We start from the raw sequence: 18916 nt of genomic DNA, 5'->3' as shown, positions 1-18916 counted from the left end.
GGAGATGTGACAGATTGCTCAGCCCGCACCGAAGCGCTCTCGCAGGTCAGAGTCGATCGCGCAGCCAGGCCACCTGGTCGTGCCAGTGGCGCATGCTGCCGCCCTCGTGTCCGTTGAAGGCGTAGACCTCGATCCGCTTGTCCGTGCTCGTCGCCGCGTTGTAGGCCGCGAAGACGGTCGAGGGGAGGACGATCTCGTCCATCAACGCGACGGAGAAGAGCGCCGGCTGCGTGATCTTCGCCGCGAGGACGGCGCCGTCGAAGTAGGAAAGCGTCCGGAAGACGTCGTCCACCCGGTCGCGGTGGATGGAGAGGTACCGCGTGATCTCGGTGAACGGCGGCTCGGGCGTTCTGGTGATCGCCCGAGGGAAGTCGCAGAGGAACGGCACGTCGGGCAGAAGAGCGAAGGGGATGTTCGAGAGGGCGGCCGCCGCGAGGGCGATGCCGCCGCCCTGGCTGGCGCCGGAGACGGCGATGCGAGACGCGTCCACGAACGCGAGCGCCGCCACGTGATCGAGCAGGCGCACCGCGTCGGTGTACACGCGACGGTAGTAGTACGTCTCCGCATCCTCGATTCCGCGCGTCATGAAGCCGGCAGTCGCAGGCCCTGACCCGTGCGGGTCGGCTGTTGCGCCGCCATTGCCCCATCCGCTGCCCTGGCCGCGCGTGTCCATCAGCACATGCACAAAACCCGCGGCGGCCCACGCGAGCTTCTCACCGGGCACACCCCGCCCCCCGTTGTATCCGACGTACTCGACGACGGCGGGCAGCGGCGAATCCGCGCGCGGCCGCGTGATCCAGCCGCGTATCGGCTCGCCGGCGAATCCCGGAAAGGTCAGGTCTTCGACGATCAACTCGGTGAACGGCGAATCGAGAGGGTGCACCTCGACGGCGCCCTCGGGCGATCGGGCCTCGCGCAGAGTCCGCTGCCAGAATTCGTCGAGGTCGCCGGGAACGTCGAGCGTCGGCCGGTACTCCCGCAGGAGTTCGAGCGGCATATCGGTGTGGGAGAGGGCCATGATCGCTCCGTCCGCGGGATACATCGGATGTTTACTGCCGAAAGGGCTTGACTTTTTGTTTCACATGAGGACAAAATGCCGTTGGGTCGAGCGTAACATCCGACAACCTGCGACCGCGCCGGCCCGATCCCACAGCGAATGAACGCGACGGGAGATGACAGTGTCGTCTGGAAAGGACATCTGATGATTGCAAGGACGCGTGGTCAGCGCCCCGTCATGCGAGCCGCCGCGGCTGCCGCGGCGGGTGCGCTCCTCGTGGGAGGTCTCGCCGCCTGCTCCGCGAGTGGTGGCGACGACACCGCAGACGGCGGTGTGCGGGAGGTGGACTTCTGGGGCTGGGTGCCCGGCCTGGAGGATCTGGTCGCCCAGTGGAACGAGGAGAACCCCGAGATCCAGGTGAGCTTTCATCGGATGACTGGCGACGACGGGCAGAAGGTCGAAGCGGCCGTCGATGCGGGTCAGGGACCCGATCTCGTGCAGCTGAGCACACACGATCTGCCCGACTACGTCATCGCCGAGCGTGTGATCGACATCACCGATTACGTCGCCGAGGACGAGTCGAACTACACGCCCGCCTCGTGGGCGTCGGTGTCGTTCGACGGGCGCGTGTACGGGGTGCCGCAGGGGATCGGCCCGGCGGGCACGATGTACCGCACGGACATCTTCGAGCAGTACGGGCTCGAATTCCCCGAGACGTGGGACGAGTACCTCGACGCGGCTCGCGCGCTCAAGGCCGCCAACCCCGACATGTACATCGCCAACCTCTCGCCGAGCGAGATCGGCCAGTGGGCACAGGAGATCCAGCAGGCCGAGAGCAGCTGGTACGGCATCGACGGCGACGCATGGACCGTCGGCGTGAACGACGAAGGCAGCCAGCTCGTCGCCGAGCGCTGGCAGACCCTGCTCGATGAGGGACTGGTCACCACCGAGCAGATGTGGACGCCGGAGTACTGGGCGCTGGTGAACAACGGCACGATCGCCACGATCAGCTACGCGGCCTGGTTCCCGAGCATCCTCGCGGAGAACGCGTCAGGGCTCGCCGGGCAGTGGGCGGTGGCCCCGCTCCCCAAGAATGCAGGGTCGGAGAACTCGGGTGATTCGGGCGGCGCTGCGGTCGTCGTGCTGAAGAACACGGAGGATGCCGAGGCGGCCGCGGAGTTCGCCAGCTGGCTGAACGGCTCGGACGACACGCAGGAGACGCTCATCACCGTCGGCGGTCTCTTCCCCTCCACCCTGAACGGGCTCGCCTCGCCGGCGCTGCTCTCGGAGAACGAGTTCTACGGGGGACAGGTCATCAACGAGGTGTTCATCGAATCCGCCGAGGAGACACCCGCGACCTGGGTCGAAGGCCCCAACTACGGCACCATCCAGACCGCGATCCTGGACGAGTTCGCCAAGGTGATCAACGGTGAGCAGACGTTCCTCGAGGCGCTCGACATCGCGCAGGCCGCGGCGATCGCCGACCTCGAGGCACGCGGACTCAGCGTCGTCCAGTGATGACCTCGCTCGCCTCCCCCCGGGTTCCCCGGCGCCGGTTCTCCGGCGCCGGGGGGCCCTGGGCCCCCTACCTGTTCGTCGCGCCGTTCGTCGTCCTCTTCATCGTCTTCCTCGTCGCGCCGATCGTCGTGGCCGTGGTGAACAGCCTCTACTCGCGTCAATCGAGCGGGCTGGGGTTCGGCGGATCGGCGATCGAGTTCGTCGGGCTGGACAACTTCATCCGTGCCTTCGGCGATCGCGACTTCCTGATGGGCTTTCCGCGGGTCATCCTCTACGGCGTCGTCCAGGTGCCAGTGATGATGATCATCGCTGCGGGCCTCGCCCTTCTCTTCGACACCGCTCTGGTGAAGGGGCGGCGCTTCTTCCAGTTCGCCGTCTTCCTTCCCTACGCCGTGCCCGGTGTGATCGCCGCCCTGCTCTGGGGCTTCCTCTACCAGCCGTCGGTGAGCCCGATCCTGCAGTTCTTCTCGTCGATCGGCATCGATCTCAACCTGCTGGCGCCGGGCACCGTGCTCTGGTCGATCGCCAACATCAATCTCTGGTCGCTCATCGGCATCAACATGATCATCCTGTTCGCCGCTTTGCAGTCCGTGCCGCGCGAGATGTACGAGGCGGCGCGATTGGACGGCGCCGGCGAGGTGCGCACCGCGCTGCAGATCAAGCTCCCGATGATCGCCCCGGCCATCCTGCTCACGACCCTGTCCTCGATCATCGGAACACTGCAGCTGTTCAACGAGCCGCAGGTGCTGCAGACGATCACCTCGAACATTCCGAGCGATTACACGCCCAACATGGCCATCTACGCCGCCTCGACACTGGGCAAGGACCCCAACCTCGCGTCGGCGATGGCGGTGATCCTGGGGTTGGCGACTCTCGTCGTCTCGCTCCTCGTGCTGTCCGTGAACCGGCGAACGACGAAACGAGCCGCAGATGGCATTTAGCACCCTTCCCGTCGACGCACCGGTCGAGCCGGCGGCGTCCCAGACCCCCGAACCGACACCTCGACGGCGCACGGCCTTCGTCAACGGCGACCGCGTGAGCCGCGGATGGATGATCGTGGTGACGGGTGTCATGGTCGTCGCGGCCGCGTACTTCCTCATCCCGGTGCTGTGGCTCGTCATCGCCTCGACCAAGTCGACGGGCGATCTGTTCTCGACGCCCGGCTTCGCGTTCGCCGAGTTCAATCTGTTCGAGAACCTCGCGGAGCTCAGCACCTACGACGGCGGCATCTTCTGGCGATGGGGCCTGAACTCCATCATCTATTCCGTCATCGGATCGGCGTTGACCACCCTGGTGTGCGCGATGACCGGCTATGCCCTGGCCGTCTACCGATTCCGGGGGCGCAACGTCCTGATCTCGGTGGTGCTGGCCAGCCTCCTGGTCCCGGGGACGGTGATCGCCCAGCCCACCTACGTGCTGCTCGTCGGCATGGGCCTCGACAACACATACGCCGGGCTTCTGCTGCCGGCCCTCGTCTACCCGTTCGGCGTGCTGCTGTGCTTCATCTACGCGCAGTCCTCCGTGCCGATCGAACTGGTCGAGGCGGCGCGTCTGGACGGTGCGAGCGAGCTGCGCATCTTCGCCTCACTCGGGCTGCGCCTGATGGGAACAGGATTGGTGACGGTGCTGCTGTTCGCCTTCCTCGGCAGCTGGAACAGCTACATCCTGCCCCTGCTGGTGCTGACCGATCAGGAGCTGATGCCGCTCACTGTCGGACTGACGGGATGGAGCCAGGCCTCCATCACCATCCCCGGCCTTCAAATCCTCACCGTGGTCGGCTCGCTCGTCTCGATCATCCCCATCGCGATCGTCTTCGTCTCGCTGCAGCGGTTCTGGCGGGCGGGTCTCACGGCCGGCAGCGTGCGTGGATGACGTGTCACGATTGATCTACCGCACCCCCGCGCACGAGTGGGTCGAACGGCTTCCCCTCGGCAACGGCGCGCTCGGGGCGATGCTCGACGGCGACCTGCCCACGACGCGGATCCTCCTCAACGAGGAGACGGCGTGGTCGGGTTCGCCCTCGAGCGAGCGCTCGGGCGGTGTCGTGTCGGCCGAGCGCGCCGCGGGCCTGCTGAGCGCGGCGCGCGAGGCGGTCGGCGGCGACGACCCCGGTGCGGCGGCCGCGGCCCTCGCCCCTCTCCAGGTCCCGTACTCGCAGGCCTACCTCCCGCTGGGTGAGCTGCGCCTCACGCGGAGGGGGACGTCGGACGCGCCTGGGTACCGTCGCGCACTCGACCTCGCCACCGGCATCCACCATGTGGGCCTCGGCGGATTCGACGAGCATACGTTCGTCTCCTACACCCGGGGCGTGCTCGTGCACCGCATCCGCGGTGGCGGTGAGGCGGCGTGGCACCTCGATTCCGCCCATCACGTCCTCGCTCGCGCCTCCGGCAGCGACGGCGCCGAACTGCAGCTCCGGCTGCCATCCGATGTCGCGCCCACCCACGAGCCGCAGGCCGTGCCCGTGACCTGGTCGGATGCGCCGGGGGACGCGCTCGAGGCCGCTGTCGTCGTCGGCGTCCGCCGCGACGAGGGTGAGATTCTTCTCGTCCTCGCCGCAGAGACCACCTTCACTGATGTGGGCCGACCCCCGGAGGGATCCGCCGCAGACGCTGCCGAGCGCGCGCGAGAGCGGGTGGATGCCGCGTTGGAGGCGGGCTGGTCGGAACTCGTGGCAGAGCACACGACCGAGTTCGCCATGCGGATGTCCCGATGCGCGGTCGACCTCGGCTCGGTCCCGCTGTCGGAGTCCGGCGAAGAGCTCCCCACCGACATCCGGCTTCGCCGCGCTCAGAGCGCCGCATCCGGTCCGCTCGCCGAGGATCCGCACCTGGCTCAGGTGCTGTTCGACTACGGCCGGTACCTGCTGCTCAGCTCGTCGCGACCCGGCGGGCTGCCCCCGACGCTCCAGGGCATCTGGAACGACACCATGCAGCCCCCGTGGAGTTCCAACTACACGCTGAACATCAACATGCAGATGAATCACTGGGCGGCGCACCCGACGGGACTCGATGAGAGCGCGGAACCGCTGTGGGATTTCATCTCCGCGCTCGCGATCGCCGGCACCGAGACTGCGGCTCGCCTCTACGGCGCGCGCGGGTGGGTGGCGCATCACAACTCCGACGCCTGGCTCCTCTCCTCGCCGGTCGGGGCAGGTCACGGGGATGCGCGATGGACGGCGTGGCCGATGGCCGGGCCATGGCTCGTGCTTCACATCGCGGACGCGATGGGCTTCGGGGCCATCGACTCGGCGCGCCTTCGGAGGCTGTGGCCCGCGATGCACGGCGTCGCGATGTTCCTCCTCGACTGGGTCCGCCCCGACGGAGCGGGTGGCTGGTCGAGCGCGCCCGCAACATCGCCCGAGAACGCGTTCGTCATGGCGGACGGGAGCATCGGCGCGATCGACGCGACGACGACGATGGATCTCGCCCTCGCGCGCGAGGCGCTGCACGCCGTCGCCCAGGTGGCCGATCGTCTCGGTGAGGGTGATGATCCCGTCGCCGTCGCAGCGCTCGCCCTGGCCCGCTCCCTTCCCGGCAGCCCCGCGGTCGACGGCGGCCTGCTCCGGGAATGGGCGCGTCCTCGTGCGGAGGAGGACGCGCACCACCGCCATGTCAGTCATCTGGTCGGCCTCTTTCCGGGAACCCAGCCATGGGACCTGCCGACGAGGGACGCGGCGGCGGCATCCCTCACTCGTCGAGGCGACGAGTCCTCCGGCTGGTCACTGATCTGGAAGAGCGTGCTCTGGGCGCGGCTCGGGCGCGGCGATCGCGCCGAGGATCTGCTGCGGCTGCTCTTCCGGGACGCGGCGCAGGTGACCGGACCGTGGGCGGGTGGGCTCTATCCCAATCTGTTCGCGGCGCACCCGCCGTTCCAGATCGATGCGAACCTCGGCTACCCGGCTGCGCTCGCAGAGATGCTGCTGCAGAGCCACGACGATCTGAGGCTGCTGCCCGCGCTTCCCCCCTCGCTCGCCGCGGGGTCGGCCCGGGGGCTGATCGCTCGACCCGGAGTGATCGTCGACCTGACGTGGCGTGACCGCGCGCTGGTCACGGCGAGCCTGCGAACCCGCGACGAGCGGACGCGCAGCGTGCGCGTCCGCTCGGGCGCATCGGTCCTCGATGTCGTGCTCGACGCGGGCAGCACCGTCGTTCTGACCGCATCCGACTTCCGCGCCGGCGCCCGCAGAAGCGTCGGCGGAGGGGAGTTCTAGGCTGTGGTCGTGTCCGCCTCCTCGCCGGTGATCCCGCGTTGGCCCGGTCTGCCCGATACGGAGCGGCTGGTTCTGCGCGAGCTGCTGCTGCATGGATCGCAGTCCAGGGTGCGCATCGCAGAGAAGCTCGGACTGTCCCGCACGAGCCTGACCCGCACGACACGAAACCTGATCGACGCGGGGCTGATCGTGGAGGGGCCGGCGCAGGCACTCGGCACGCGGGGGCGTCCCGCCGAGATGCTTGAGCTGCGACCGGAGGCGGTGCACTTCGCCGGGGTCAAGCTCACCGCCGACACGATGTACATGGTGCTGACGGACATGCGGGGGCGAGCGGTGGCCGAGTCGGTCCAGACCTTGCCCAGTCGCGATGTCGCCGACGTCGTCGCGCTCATCGCGCGCTCGATACCCGCGCCGCCGCGGGGAGCCGGCCCCGTCGCGGGCCTGGGCATCGCCGTCGCCGGCGATGTCACCGAATCTCCGGAGGGTGCGGTTCTGCGCCACTCCAACTTCCTGGGGTGGGATGCCGTCGCCCTGGCTCGGCTGGTCACCGAGGCGACCGTGCTGCCCGCGACCGTCGTGAATGACGTCCATGCGCTGACCGGCGCGCAGCACTGGTTCGGATCGGGTCCGCCGCGCAGTTCACTCGTGGTGTTCGGCATCGGCGCGGGCATCGGCTCGGGAGTCGTGATCGCCGGTGAACTCCACCAGGGCGCGCACGGCCGGGCGGGCCGTGTGGGGCACAGTCGCATCGGGGGTCGGGGGCGTCGCTGCGAGAACGGGCACACCGACTGCATTCACAGCTTCGTGACGATTCCGGCGATCGAGCACAACGCCGGCGTCGGCCCCGGCGAATACGACACCGTGATCGACCGCGCCCGCGCGGGCGAGGCGCGCGCGGCGGCGGCCGTGCGTGACGCGGCGCGCGCCGTCGGGACCGTCATCGCGGAGGCGGTGAACGCCTTCGATCCCGACGCGGTGGCGCTCATGGGCGAGGGGCTCGACATGGTCGAGCTCGCGCCCGAGCCGCTGCGTGCATCGCTCGTGGAGTTCCTCGAGCAGGGTGAACCCGACGACGTCAGCATCCTGCGCCCGCGCTTCGACTTCGGGCTCTATGCCCGGGGGGCGGCCGTCGCCGCCATGCGGGAGCTTCTTTCCGCATGATATTGTTTCGTTGATTGACAAAATAGTCGGTGACCCCGCATGGCAGCGGGCGGCGCGATGATCGCGCACGGCGACCCGACCGAGACCTCGTAAGGAAGCGGAGATCCGATGCGGCACGAACGCCTGCGGAGAGAGACGATCCACTCGCGCGCGGCGGACCTCTCCGCCGGGAGGTCCTTCCCGTGGCTTGCGGATGGCCTCGTGTTCGGTGGTGACTACAACCCCGAACAGTGGCCCGAATCTCTGTGGCCGGAGGACATCGAGCTGATGACCCGCGCCGGCGTCAACGTCGTCAACCTCGGGATCTTCTCCTGGGGGCTTCTCGAGCCCCTCGACGGGGTCTTCGAGTGGGCGTGGCTCGATCGCATCATGGGGATGCTCGCGGGCGCCGGCATCGGGGTGAACCTCGCCACGCCGACGGCCGCACCCCCGATGTGGCTGCTCGACGCGCATCCGGAGATCGCCACCGTCGATGCGCGCGGAGTGCGCACGTCGCGGGGCGGCCGGTTGGCCTGGTCGCCGAGCTCGCGGACGTTCCGGGACTATGCGCTGCGGATGGTGCGCGCGATCGCGGAGCGTTACGCGGGGCATCCCGCGCTGCGGTCCTGGCACGTCTCGAACGAGATCGGCAACGAGAACTCCTCGTGCTTCAGCGACGAGACGGCACAGGCGTGGCAGCGGTGGCTGGAACGCAAGCACGGGACGATCGGTGCACTCAATGCCGCGTGGGGCGCCGCCTTCTGGGGACACACCTACGGCGACTTCGCCCAGGTCATGCCGCCGCGGGAGGTGCGCACGAGTCACAATCCCGCGCTGCGACTCGACTTCGAGCGGTTCACGTCGGACGCCCTCCTCGGGCACTACGTCGCCGAACGCGACGTTCTGCGCCAGATCACGCCGGACATCCCGATCACGACGAACTTCATGATCCAGCGCGGACCCGGAGCCGCGGACTACGCACGGTGGGCGCGCGAGGTCGATTTTGTCGCCAACGACCACTACACGACCGCGGACCACCCGCAGCGTCATGTCGAACTCGCCTTCAGCGCCGATCGGGCACGCGCCGTCGCGACGGGCGAACCGTGGCTCCTCATCGAGCACTCGACCGCCGCCGTCAACTGGCAGCCGGTGAATGCGGCGAAGGTGCCCGGCGAGATGATGCGCAACACCCTGTCGCACATCGCGCGGGGCGCGGACGGCGCGATGTTCTTCCAGTGGCGCCAGTCGGCACGCGGCTCCGAGCAGCACCACTCCGCGATGGTGCCCCACGCCGGCAGCGATTCGACGATCTATCGCGACGTGGAAAGGCTCGGCGCGGCGTTGAAGGCTTTGGCCCCGATCCGGGGCACGCGGGTCGAGCCCGCCCGGGTGGCGATGATCTTCGATCACGACTCGGCGTCGGCGTGGCGAAGCGCGCGCACCCCCAGCGAGGCGCTCGACGTCCTCGATCTGCCGCTCGCTCTCTACGGGCTGCTGCTGGCGCGGGGCATCAACATCGACGTCCTCCCCGCGGGCGCCGACCTGACGAAGTACGGCGTCGTGCTCCTGCCCACGCAGTATCTCGTCACGGACGCCGATGCCGCCGCGATCAATCGGGCGGCCGAGCGGGGCGCCCATGTCCTGGTGAGCTACTTCTCGGGCATCGTCGATCACGACAACGCCGTGCGGCTCGGCGGATACCCCGGCGCATTCCGCGACCTGCTGGGCGTGCGCGTCGATGAGTTCTTCCCGCTCCTGGGAGACGAGCGGGTACAGCTCGACAACGGCTTCACGGCGAGCACCTGGACCGAAAGGGTCCGTGTCGACGACGCCGAGATCATCGCGCGCCTCTCGACCGGACCCCTCGCCGGCTCGCCCGCGATCACGCGACGCGTGACGGGGCGGGGCAGCGCCGTGTACCTGTCCGCGCGGGTATCCGACACCGACCTCGACCAGCTGCTCGAGACGCTGCTGGAGGAGGCCGCGATCGCCCCGATCGCCGTCGCCGAGCGCGGCGTGGAACTCTCGCGACGAGAGGACGGGTCATCCCGCTACCTCTTCGCGATCAATCACACCGACACCGACCTCACGGTCGAGGCCACGGGCGTGGATCTGCTCACGGGGGAGCGGCTCGCCGCTCCCGCCACCGTGCCCGCAGGCGCCGTTCGCGTCATCGAGGAGACATCATGAAGCTGACCGACGGTTTCTGGGAGCTGCGCCCCGGAGTGAGCGCGGTGTACGGCCAGGAGGCCTACGACATCTGGCGGAGCGAGGACACCGTCGACGGTCCGGGCCTTGTCGTCACAGCTCCCACGAAGGTGATCGAGCGGCGCGGCGACACGTTGAACCGACCGGTCCTGACGGTCACCCTCTCCTCCCCGCTCGAGGGCGTCGTGCGCGTGCGCATCGCGCACCACGAGGGCAGGGCCTGGCACGGTGGGTTCGAACTGCCCGGCGCGTCGACGGGTGGCCGCGGCGCAGCATCCGTCACCGACGCGGGCGGCACGCTCACGACGGGAGCGCTCACCGCGAGCGTGCGGCGCGGCGCCCCCTGGTCGCTGTCGTTCGATCACGCCGGCCGACGGCTCACCGGCAGTGGACACAAGGCGCAGGCCTACGTCGAGATCGACGCCGACGCGCACGTCGACCGCGGGCCCGTCGAGCTCACCCGACACGGCGGCGCCCCCCGCGACCGCACCCTGGTGCAGGAGCAGCTGGACCTCGGCGTCGGCGAGCTCGTGTACGGCCTCGGCGAGCGGTTCGGGCCCCTCGCCAAGAACGGGCAGAGCGTCGACATCTGGAACGCCGACGGGGGCACCTCCAGCGAGCAGGCCTACAAGAGCGTGCCGTTCTACGTCTCGAACCGGGGCTACGGGGTACTGGTGAACGACCCCGGCCGGGTGTCGTTCGAGATCGGCTCGGAATCGGTCGAGCGCGTGCAGTTCTCCGTCGACGGCGAGGTGCTGGAGTACTTCGTCATCGACGGCCCCACGCCCAAGGACGTCCTGGAGCGGTACACGGCCCTCACCGGCCGCCCTCCCGTCGTGCCCGCGTGGTCGTACGGGCTGTGGCTCTCGACGAGCTTCACGACCGACTACGACGAAGCGACCGTGACGGGCTTCCTCGAGCAGATGGCGGCGCGGGAGCTGCCCGTCTCGGTGTTCCACTTCGACTGCTTCTGGATGCGCGAGTTCAACTGGTGCGACTTCGAGTGGGACCCCCGGGTGTTCCCCGACCCCGACGGCATGCTCGCGCGCCTGCACGAGCGCGACGTGCGCATCAGCGTGTGGATCAACCCCTACATCGGGCAGCGCTCGCCGCTTTTCGACGAGGCGCGCGCCGCCGGATACCTTGTCCGCCGCCCCGACGGGTCCGTGTGGCAGTGGGACATGTGGCAGGCCGGCATGGCGCTGGTCGATTTCACCAATCCGGATGCTGTGGCCTGGTTCCAGGGCAAGCTCCGGGCGCTCGTCGACCAGGGCGTGGACTGCTTCAAGACCGACTTCGGCGAGCGTATCCCCGTCGATGTGCGCTGGCACGACGGCTCCGATCCCTACCGCATGCACAACCTCTACGCGCAGCTGTACAACAGAGCCGTGCACGATGTGCTCGTCGACGCGCGCGGCTCGGGCGAGGCCGTGCTCTTCGCGCGGTCGGCCACGGCCGGCGGCCAGACGATGCCCGTGCACTGGGGTGGCGATTCGACGTCGACGTTCGAGTCGATGGCCGAGACGCTGCGCGGCGGGCTCTCGCTCGCCTTCAGCGGCTTCGCGCACTGGTCGCACGACATCGGCGGGTTCGAGGGCACTCCGGATGCCGGGGTGTACAAGCGCTGGACCGCCTTCGGTCTGCTCTCCAGCCACAGCCGCTTCCACGGTTCGCAGTCCTACCGCGTGCCGTGGGTGTTCGACGAGGAGGCGGTCGATGTGACGCGCCGATTCACGCACCTGAAGATGCGCCTGATGCCCTACCTCTACGCTGCCGGGCTCGAGGCCGCCGAACGCGGCACGCCCGTCATGCGACCCATGGCGCTGGAGTTCCCCGACGATCCGGCCGCCGCGTACCTGGACAGGCAGTACATGCTCGGCGCCGACATCCTCGTCGCCCCCGTCTTCACCGCCTCGGGCGAGGTCGAGTTCTACCTTCCGGAGGGGGAGTGGACCTCTCTCCTCACGGGCGAGACGGCGCACGGCGGGCGATGGCTGCGCGAGACGCACGGCTTCGACAGCCTCCCGCTGTACGTGCGCCCCGGCGCGGTGATCCCGTGGGGCGCACGCGAGGACCGCCCCGACTACGACTACCTCGACGGGCTGCGGCTGCGTGTGTTCGCCGGGGGCGAGGGACAGACTGAGGTGACCGTGACGACGCCGGACGGGCGTGCGGAGACGTTCGCGGTCGATACGACGAAGGTGACGGAGTGAGCATGGCGCAGCAGGGCAGCAGAGACTACCGGGACTCGGGTCTCGTCTTTCCCGAGGGTTTCACCTTCGGGTCGGCGACGGCGTCGTATCAGGTCGAGGGCGCGTTCGACGAGGACGGCCGCGGGCCCTCGATCTGGGACACGTTCAGCAAGACCCCCGGCAAGGTGTGGAACGGCGACACGGGCGATGTCGCATGCGACCACTACCACCGCGTCGACGAGGACCTCGATCTCATGAAGGAGCTCGGCCTCGGCGCCTACCGGTTCTCGATCGCCTGGCCCCGCATCCAGCCGACCGGCTCAGGAACCGTGAATCAGGCGGGCATCGACTTCTACTCGCGCCTCGTCGACGGCCTGCTCGAGCGCGGCATCCGACCCGTCGCGACGCTGTACCACTGGGACCTGCCGCAGCCGCTCGAGGATGCCGGGGGCTGGGCCTCGCGCGCCACCGCCGAGGCGTTCGAGCGCTACGCCGAGATCATGGGCGCCGCGCTCGGCGACCGGGTGCACACCTGGACCACCCTGAACGAGCCGTGGTGCTCGGCATACCTCGGTTACGGACAGGGTGGACACGCCCCGGGGCGGCACGAGCCGGCGGCCGCGCTCGCCGCGGTGCACCACCTGAACCTCGCCCACGGCCGCGCGGTGCAGGCGCTGCGGACCACCTCGACCGGCGACCCGGACTACTCCGTGACCCTCAATTTCCATGTGCTTCGGGGGCAGGGCGAGGGTGCCGCCGAGGCGATGCGCCGCATCGACGCGCTGGCGAACCGCGCCTTCACGGGGCCCATGCTGCGCGGGGAGTACCCGGCCGACCTGCTCGAGGACACGGCATCCGTCACCGACTGGTCGTTCGTGCGCGAGGGCGACCTCGCGGCGATCCACCAGCCGATCGACGTGCTGGGCGTCAACTACTACTCCACCGCCACGGTGCGCCTGTGGGACGGCGTCTCGCCCAGGCAGGCGCACGACGGTCACAAGGGCGCCGAGGGTGGCACCGCGTGGCCCGGCAGCAACGAGATCGTCGAGTTCGTGGAGCAGCCCGGCCCCTACACCGCCATGGGCTGGAACATCGCCCCGGAGGGCCTCGAGGAGCTGCTGCTGTCGCTGCGCGAGCAGTTCCCGGATCAGCCGCTCATGGTGACCGAGAACGGCGCCGCCTTCGACGACGAGGTCGCCGAGGACGGGTCGGTGCCCGATCCCGAACGGCTCGACTACCTGCGCCGGCACTTCACCGCCGCGCACCGCGCGATGCAGGCCGGGGTCGACCTGCGCGGGTACTTCGTCTGGTCGCTGCTGGACAACTTCGAGTGGGGCTACGGCTACGCCAAGCGTTTCGGCATCGTGCGCGTCGACTTCGACACCCTCGAGCGCACGGTCAAGGACTCCGGCCTCTGGTATCGCGAACTGGCGACCACGCGGGTGCTGCCCGGGTGACGTCTGCACGACCGGTCGGGCCGGGGCGCCTCACCCGTCACACGGTGGCACTCCCGCCCCGCCGGTCGTGCAATCGGTCGTGTGCGAGCACCTCACAGCCCGCTCGCAGGCCCGATGTCTGCGGGCGGGCTTAGTCTGCCGTGGTGACCGAGTTGATTTTCGAGAAGCAGCCCGACGCCTCGCGCTGGACCCTGCGCCGCGGCGACGACCTTGTCAGCGTGCTCGACTACCGCGACGACGGACAGACCGTCGCGATGACCCGCGCCTACACGATTCCGACGTTCCGCGGCCACGGATATGCGGGCGAGGTCGTCGAGCGCGCCGTCTCCGAGCTCGAGGCGGCCGGAGACCGGTCGGTGAGCCCGGTGTGCTGGTACGTCGCCGACTGGTTCGCCGCGCACCCCGAGCGCCGCGGCATCCTCGCGCAGCGGCGCAGCGCGTAGCACCATCCAGACATCGGATGTATCGCTAGGCTGGTTGCGTGGCCGTGACAGACGAGGCGATCCTCCGCATCAAAGAGATGATCGTCTCGGGGCAGATGCCGCCGGGCTCGCGGCTTCCGCCCGAGAAGGAGCTGAGTGACGCGCTCGGCCTCTCCCGCAGCTCGCTCCGCGAGGCGGTCAAGGCGCTCGAGGTCATCCGCGTGCTCGACGTGCGCCGCGGGGACGGCACGTATGTGACGAGCCTCGAGCCCCGCCTGCTGCACGAGGCGCTCACCTTCGTCGTCGATCTGCATCAGGACGACTCGATCCTCGAGATCCTCGCGGTGCGGCGCATGCTCGAGCCTCAGGCTGCGGCGGCCGCGGCTCAGCGGGCCACCGCACCGGCGCTCGCCGCGCTCGCCGCGGCGGTGGAGGTGTCGCCGGACGCCGACGTCGAAGGCCTGGTCGCTCATGACGTCGAGTTCCACCACGCCATCGCCGAGGCGGCGGGCAACGCCTATCTGACGAGCCTGCTCGACTCCCTCTCGAGTCACACCGTGCGGGCCCGTGTCTGGCGCGGTATCACCGAGGGTGGCTCGGTCGCCCGCACCATCGATGAGCACCGGGCGATCCTGGCCGCGGTCGAGGATCACGACGCCGAGCTGGCGGCGGCCCTCATGGTCGCCCATGTCTCCGGGGTGGAGAGATGGCTGCGCCAGGCGCTCTGACCTCGGGGATCCTCGATGCCCACGCGCACGTGTGGGACCCGGGCACGCTGCGCTATCCGTGGCTCGACGGGCACCCCGCGCTCGCTCGCGCCCGGCTTCCGTCCGAGCTCGACGACGCTGCCGGACGGGTGTCGGGTTGGGTGTTCGTCGAGGCAGACGCGCGCATCGAGGATGCACAGGCCGAGGTCGAGTGGGTGGCGGCGCTCGAATGGCGGGGTCTCGCCGGGCTCGTCGCGCACGTCGACCTGGCCGACCCGGCCTTGGGGCAGGCCCTCGACGGCTTCGCCGCGCACCCGCTCGTGTGCGGCGTGCGCGCCACGCTGCAGAACCGGCCGGTCGGCCACCTGCGCGAGTCCGCGGTGGGGCGCGGGCTCGCCGCCGTCGCCGCGAGAGGTCTCGTCTTCGACGCCTGCGTGCGCGCGGGCCAGCTCGACGAGCTGGCGAGCGCCCTCGAGCGCGTCCCCGACCTCCCGGTCGTGATCGATCACCTGGGCAAACCGCCGATCGCGCAGGGTGTGCACAGCGAAGCGGGAGCCGCGTGGGAGCGGGCGTGGCGCCGGCTGGCGGGCCTGCCTGCCGTGCACGTGAAGTGCTCGGGTTTCGCCGCCGAGGTCGCCGACCACGATCTGCTGCGTGCGCACGTGCCGGGGTTCCTGGCGGTGACCGCCCGTCTGTTCGGCTCCCGGCGCTGCATGTTCGGCAGCGACTGGCCGGTGAGCGGGGTGGATGCCGGGGGTCTGTCGACCGCGCAGGCCATCGACATCGTCGGTGCGGCGTTCGCGCCGCAGGAGCACGTCGCGGTGTTCGGCGGCACCGCGCGCAGGTTCTACGGTCTCTCGGGCTGAAACGCCTCGGTGAGGCCCTCGTCGCGCAGCTCGTCCCACAGCGCGTCGGGGATCACCGAGCGGGCATGCTCGAGGTTGGCGCGCAGCGACGAGACGCGAGCGGTGCCGACGACCACCTCGTCGACCGCGGGATGCCGCAGCGGAAACTGCAGCGCCGCGGCCGGCAGCGCGACGCCGTGCCGTCCGCAGATCCGGGCCAGCCGCCGAGCGCGCGCGGCGACGTCGGGCGGCACGTCGCCGTAGTCGTAGTGCGCGGATTCGGGGCGGTCGACCGCGAGCAGGCCCGAGTTGAACACGGCGGCCGCGACGACGCGCACGCCCCGCTCGGCGCACAGCGGCAGCAGCTCCTCGGCCGCCGGCTGCTCGAGCAGGGTGTATCGGCCGGCGATCATGACGGCGTCGACGTCGGCTTCTCGCACGGCCCGCAGCGCAGCATCCACCGTGTTCACGCCCACCCCCACCGACGACACGACGCCTCGATCGCGCAGGGCGATCAGCGCGGGCAGGCCGATCCCGATGCCGGCATCGAGGTCGTAGACGTCGGGGTCGTGCAGGAACAGGGTGTCGACACGGTCGAGGCCCAGGCGCCTCAGCGAGTCGTCGAGGCTTCGCGCGACGCCGGCGGGGGAGGGATCCCACCGGCGCACGAGGTCGTCGGGGACGACGAAGCCCTCGGTGTCGCGGCCGGAGCGCGGGCCGGGGTTCGGCTCGAGCACCCGGCCGACCTTCGTCGACACGACAAACCCGTCGCGGGGTCTGCCGGCGAGGAAGGCCCCCAGGCGCCGCTCCGACAGCCCGAGCCCGTAGTGGGGCGCCGTGTCGAACGAGCGGATGCCGCCCGCCCACGCCGCCTCGAGCACGGCCTCGGCGTCGGTGTCATCGACCTCGCGGTAGAGGTTGCCGAGCGATGCCGCGCCGAATCCGAGGCGCTCGATCATGCGGTCGGGACCCCCGTGACGCGGTCGCCGTAGCGCGCGATGGAGGCAGCGTGCATCTCGGTGCCCGCGCCGGCGGCGAGGGGCGCACGGTAGCGGCCGTCCCGGACGTCGGTCGGGGTGACGAAGTGCTCGTGCAGGTGGTCGACGTATTCGATCATGCGGCCCTCCATCGTGCCCGAGACCGCGACGAAGTCGAACATCGACAGGTGCTGCACGGCCTCGCACAGGCCGACCCCGCCCGCGTGCGGGCACACCGGCACCCCGAACTTCGCCGCGAGAAGCAGATGCGCGATGTTCTCGTTCACGCCGCCGACCCGCGCCGCGTCGATCTGCATGACCTGCAGGGCGTCGGCCTGGAGGAACTGCTTGAACATCACCCGGTTGTGGGCATGCTCGCCGGTCGCGACCCGCACGGGGGCGATGCCGCGGGCGATGCTCGCGTGGCCGAGGATGTCGTCGGGGCTCGTCGGCTCCTCGACCCAGGCGAGGCCGAAGGGCGCGAGCTCGCGCACCCAGGCGATCGCGGTGCCGACGTCCCAGCGCTGGTTCGCGTCGATCGCGATCGGAAAGTCATCGCCGCACACCTCCCGGGCGATGCGCAGACGCCGGATGTCGTCGTCCAGGCTCGTGCCGACCTTGAGCTTGATCTGCCGGTACCCGTCGGCGATCGCCTCGCGGCACAGCCGGGCGAGCTTCTCGTCGGAGTACCCGAGCCAGCCGGGGCTGGTGGTGTAGGCGGGGTAGCCCTCGGCGAGCAGGACGCGCTCGCGTTCGTCGCGACCCGGGGCCGCGGCCTCGAGGATCGCGATCGCCTCGTCACGGGTGAGCGCGTCGCTGAGGTAGCGGTAGTCGACGAGGTCGGCGATCTCGGCGGGGCTCATCCGCGACAGCAGCCGCCAGAGCGGCAGGCCCGCGCGCTTGGCCTTGAGGTCCCACAGCGCGTTCACGACCGCGCCGATCGCCATGTGCATCACGCCCTTCTCGGGGCCGAGCCAGCGCAGTTGCGAGTCGTGCGTGAGCAGGGCGGATGCCGCGCCCATGTCGGCGAGCAGCGCTTCGGCGTCGCGGCCCACCAGGTGGCCCTCGAGGGCCCGGATCGCGGCGACCTGCACGTCGTTGCCGCGCCCGATCGTGAACGCGAAGGCGTGCCCCGCGAGCCCCGCGTCGGCGCCCGTCGCATCGGTGGTGATCGTGACGTAGGCCGCCGAGTAGTCCGGATCGGGGTTCATCGCGTCGGAGCCGTCGAGCGACAGCGACGTCGGAAAGCGGATGTCGGCCGTCGCGACGGAGGTGATCGTGCTCATGAGGTGCTCACAGCGCCATCTAAACATCCGATGTCTGCGCGGTCAAATGATAATGTGGGCCGAAGCGGGGGCACGAACGCCCCCAGCGATCAGATGTTCGGGAGTTCTATGCGTTTCGCTCGAGTCGGTGAAGCGGGCGCCGAGACGCCCGCGGTCGTGGCCGACGACATCCTCTACGATCTGTCGGGTCTGACGGCGGACATCGACGGCGCGTTCTTCGCCGGGGGCGGCATCGCCCGCGCGCGGGAGGCGCTCGCCGCGGGCGTGCTCTCACCGCTCGAGGGCCCGCCCCCGCGCATCGGCGCGCCGATCGCCCGACCCTCGGCGATTCTCTGCGTCGGCATGAATTACGCGGCCCACGCGGCCGAGTCGGGCTCGCAGCCCCCCGAGAACCTCGTGATGTTCCAGAAGACGCCGAACACGATCGCGGGGCCCCACGACGACGTCGCGATCCCGCGCGGCAGCGAGAAGACCGACTGGGAGGTGGAGCTGGGCGTCGTCATCGGCAGCCGCGCGCTCTATCTCGAAAGCCCCGCCGCCGCGTCGGCGCACATCGCGGGCTTCGTGCTCGCGAACGACCTGTCCGAGCGGGCGTGGCAGCTCGAGATCTCGGGCGGCCAGTGGGGCAAGGGCAAGTCCGCGCCCGGCTTCACGCCGACGGGTCCGTGGCTGGTCACCCCCGACGAGGTCGACCCCTCCGACCTGCGGCTGCGCAGCCGGGTCAACGGCGAGCCGCGACAGGACTCCCGCACCGCCGATCTCATCTTCGATGTGCCGTACATCGTCTGGCATCTGTCCCAGTTCATGGCACTCGAGGCGGGAGACCTGATCCTCACCGGCACCCCGGAGGGCGTTGCGCTCTCGGGGCGATTCCCCTATCTGCGGGCGGGGGACGTCGTCGAGCTCGAGATCGACGGTCTCGGCAGCCAGCGCCAGGTGATGGTGTGAGCGCCT

15 protein-coding genes are annotated in these 18916 nt (G+C 70.0%); 12 read left to right on the top strand and 3 right to left on the bottom strand.

The genetic code is table 11. From position 1 onward, the window contains the following. Nucleotides 1–46: 46 nt before the first annotated feature. On the bottom strand, nt 47–1018 hold the full coding sequence (locus AB2L57_RS15175) for an acetylxylan esterase (RefSeq protein WP_292809534.1): 972 nt from the start codon (nt 1016–1018) through the stop codon (nt 47–49). Nucleotides 1019–1201: 183 nt separating this feature from the next. Between AB2L57_RS15175 and AB2L57_RS15170 the strand changes: the two genes are divergently transcribed. The 11 genes from AB2L57_RS15170 (at nt 1202) to AB2L57_RS15120 (ending at nt 15720) form a co-directional block, all read left to right on the top strand. Next, a complete protein-coding gene (locus AB2L57_RS15170; RefSeq protein WP_292809535.1) occupies nt 1202–2515 on the top strand; it encodes an ABC transporter substrate-binding protein in 1314 nt (437 codons plus the stop codon). Further along, a complete protein-coding gene (locus AB2L57_RS15165) occupies nt 2515–3456 on the top strand; it encodes a carbohydrate ABC transporter permease (protein WP_292809536.1) in 942 nt (313 codons plus the stop codon). Before AB2L57_RS15170 ends, AB2L57_RS15165 begins: the two co-directional genes overlap by 1 nt. Then, nucleotides 3446–4387 (top strand): carbohydrate ABC transporter permease, encoded by a 942-nt coding sequence (locus AB2L57_RS15160; protein ID WP_292809537.1) that lies wholly within the window; start codon nt 3446–3448, stop codon nt 4385–4387. Before AB2L57_RS15165 ends, AB2L57_RS15160 begins: the two co-directional genes overlap by 11 nt. Beyond that, a complete protein-coding gene (locus AB2L57_RS15155; protein WP_409047476.1) occupies nt 4380–6728 on the top strand; it encodes a glycosyl hydrolase family 95 catalytic domain-containing protein in 2349 nt (782 codons plus the stop codon). The genes AB2L57_RS15160 and AB2L57_RS15155 overlap by 8 nt, the downstream gene beginning before the upstream one ends. Before the next feature lie 9 nt (nt 6729–6737). Then, nucleotides 6738–7889: an ROK family transcriptional regulator gene (locus AB2L57_RS15150; protein ID WP_292809539.1), complete on the top strand. Its 1152-nt coding sequence runs from the start codon at nt 6738–6740 to the stop codon at nt 7887–7889. A gap of 108 nt (nt 7890–7997) precedes the next feature. Then, a complete protein-coding gene (locus tag AB2L57_RS15145; protein WP_292809540.1) occupies nt 7998–10058 on the top strand; it encodes a beta-galactosidase in 2061 nt (686 codons plus the stop codon). Next, on the top strand, nt 10055–12289 hold the full coding sequence (yicI, locus tag AB2L57_RS15140; RefSeq protein ID WP_292809541.1) for an alpha-xylosidase: 2235 nt from the start codon (nt 10055–10057) through the stop codon (nt 12287–12289). The genes AB2L57_RS15145 and yicI overlap by 4 nt, the downstream gene beginning before the upstream one ends. A gap of 2 nt (nt 12290–12291) precedes the next feature. Next, entirely contained in the window at nt 12292–13725 is a 1434-nt protein-coding gene (locus AB2L57_RS15135; protein ID WP_292809607.1) for a GH1 family beta-glucosidase, read from the top strand. A 143-nt stretch (nt 13726–13868) separates the two neighbouring features. Beyond that, a complete protein-coding gene (locus AB2L57_RS15130) occupies nt 13869–14168 on the top strand; it encodes a GNAT family N-acetyltransferase (RefSeq protein ID WP_292809542.1) in 300 nt (99 codons plus the stop codon). Nucleotides 14169–14206: 38 nt separating this feature from the next. Further along, nucleotides 14207–14875, top strand: coding sequence for a FadR/GntR family transcriptional regulator (locus AB2L57_RS15125; protein ID WP_292809543.1), 669 nt, complete (start codon nt 14207–14209; stop codon nt 14873–14875). Continuing rightward, entirely contained in the window at nt 14854–15720 is an 867-nt protein-coding gene (locus AB2L57_RS15120) for an amidohydrolase (protein WP_292809544.1), read from the top strand. Before AB2L57_RS15125 ends, AB2L57_RS15120 begins: the two co-directional genes overlap by 22 nt. Here the strand turns inward: AB2L57_RS15120 and AB2L57_RS15115 are convergent. Then, nucleotides 15702–16658 carry an aldo/keto reductase gene (locus AB2L57_RS15115; protein WP_292809545.1) on the bottom strand — a complete coding sequence of 319 codons (957 nt, stop codon included), beginning with the start codon at nt 16656–16658 and terminating at the stop codon, nt 15702–15704. The two genes, AB2L57_RS15120 and AB2L57_RS15115, sit on opposite strands and share 19 nt — an antisense overlap. After that, entirely contained in the window at nt 16655–17962 is a 1308-nt protein-coding gene (locus AB2L57_RS15110) for an enolase C-terminal domain-like protein (RefSeq protein WP_292809546.1), read from the bottom strand. Before AB2L57_RS15110 ends, AB2L57_RS15115 begins: the two co-directional genes overlap by 4 nt. A 108-nt stretch (nt 17963–18070) precedes the next feature. Here AB2L57_RS15110 and AB2L57_RS15105 point away from each other — a divergent pair, with 108 nt between their 5' ends. After that, a complete protein-coding gene (locus tag AB2L57_RS15105; protein WP_292809548.1) occupies nt 18071–18910 on the top strand; it encodes a fumarylacetoacetate hydrolase family protein in 840 nt (279 codons plus the stop codon). The last annotated feature ends 6 nt before the right edge of the window (nt 18911–18916 follow it).

The sequence above is a fragment of the Microbacterium sp. HA-8 genome (assembly GCF_046111165.1).
Lineage (GTDB): Bacteria > Actinomycetota > Actinomycetes > Actinomycetales > Microbacteriaceae > Microbacterium.
The sequence above is the reverse complement of the archived record's forward strand: the minus strand, read 5'-3'. Positions and strand labels throughout refer to the sequence as shown.